Source organism: Streptococcus intestinihominis (assembly GCF_046824975.1).
Classification (GTDB): Bacteria; Bacillota; Bacilli; order Lactobacillales; family Streptococcaceae; genus Streptococcus.
Window position 1 is genome coordinate 600,715 of the sequence record NZ_JBKQBL010000001.1, and the last position, 1,887, is coordinate 602,601.

At 42.9% G+C, this 1,887-nt stretch carries 1 pseudogene; it reads right to left on the minus strand.

Annotation, left to right across the window (positions count from 1 at the left end):
* Positions 1 to 1,826 (minus strand): annotated as a pseudogene (locus ACLOR3_RS02985) (peptide cleavage/export ABC transporter); the annotation flags it as partial.
* Positions 1,827 to 1,887: the final 61 nt, after the last annotated feature.

A 1,887-nucleotide genomic window follows, 5' to 3' on the forward strand; every position in this document is an offset into this window, starting at 1 on the left:
AGGGGCATACGCTCAATGTCTTCTCGAATTCCTGCGATTTCAACAGCGCGCAAGATATCTTCCTGACTAGTTCCTTCCCGCGCTCCCAGTAACAAGTTCTCTAAAATCGTACCGTTAAAGACATAGGGCTGCTGAGGTAAATAATTGATTTGCTGGCGAAGCAAGGTCTTATCCACTTGCTGGATATCCGTTTCTCCCAGGCGAATCGTCCCTTTATTGGGTTGGTAGAAATTCACCATCATCTTTGCTAGCGTGGTTTTTCCAGAACCTGAAATACCAACAAAACTGACCTTGCTCCCTTTTTTGATCGTGAGACTGATATCGGTAAGAACGTTAGCCCCAAAACCGTATTTGTAGTCTACTCCTTCAAAAACCAGATCACCATCGAGAGCCTCACGATCTTGAAGAGGTTTCTTCTCTGCGAACTCAGAGTCTATCAAATAGACTTCATTCAGACGGGTATTGGCCACTCGGGCTGCTTGAAGTTTGGTTTGGAGGTTGATCAAGTTCTCTAAAGGGCCTGTGAAATAAACAAGGAGAGTGTTGTAGGTGATTAACTGCCCCAAGCTCAATTCTTGCTTCATGACCAAATGAGCTCCCAACCACAAGACCAAGACATTCAAAATCAACTGTGCCAAGTGCTTGAGTCCCTTTTGTAGACTCTCCGCCTTACTCATGGCAAAGGACTTCTTGAGATAGTCCACAAATTCTGAGTCAATCTTTTGATAGCGACTCCGCTCACTGGTAAGAGACTTGATAGTTTCGATCCCATTAATATCTTCGATGATGGAAGATGACAAGACACTATTAGCTTCCATGGTTTCATTATTTAAGCGCTCAAAAGGCTTCATAAAGGCAAAAATAATGACCGCATAAATCGGTAGCAAGAGAATGGTCAAGAAAAAGAGGTGAGCATTTTGGCTAAACAGGACTACTGATAAAATCAAAACAATAGACAGATCCAAAAAGATTGAAAGCAGTGTACTAGCCAGAGCATCGATAATGCGGTTGGCATCTGTAAACCGTGACACCACTTCTCCTGTCCGTCGAGTTGCAAAGAAACTCATAGGCAACTGAAAAACATGCTTAATATAGGACAGAATGACATCAATAGACAAGCGCTGGCCTAAAACAAGAAGCAAGTAATCTTGCGCATAGGTCAGGACCTGCTGTAAGATGTAAACCACGATCAACCCTAGTGAAATCACACTCAGCGTCTGCTTCATCTGATCAGGCACATAGGTATCAATAATCGATTGTAAGTAGTAAGAACCCACAATATTGATGAGGGTTACCAATAACGTTGCAAGAACAATATGCAGAACCAATTGCCGCTGTTTAAACAAAAGAGGGACAAAATCTAGGAGCCCATTTTTCTTTTCTTTACTCGGTTGATAGGCTGGAGTCGGGGCCAAGGCGATAACAATCCCTGTCCATTCTTTTTCAAACTCTTCGATCGTTAATTTGGTCATCTTTACCTTTGGATCTGGATCTGCTATGTAAAGATACTTTTTATCTTTCTTATAGACTACGTAATAGTGAGGGAGACGCCCATCCTTGATCACGTGGACGATCAATGGATAGGACACTCCTTCCAAGTCAAAAAGTGTGCGATCTGCTCGGAAGGCGCGTGTCTCAAATCCCAACTCCTCAGCCACCTTGACCAGACCTAAGGCGGTCGTTCCATCTGCAGTCGTTTTTGCCTTCTCCCGCAGACTGGCTAAAGAATAGTATGAACCATAGTAGTCAAAAACCATGGCCAAAGCTGCAACACCGCAATCTCGCATATCAACTTGTTGGCGATAATGTTTTTTCTTAAATCCCATAAGAACCCTTTCCAATCGTTTGTTTCATCTTAACAAAATGGGCAATCAGAGTAGAAAAAAA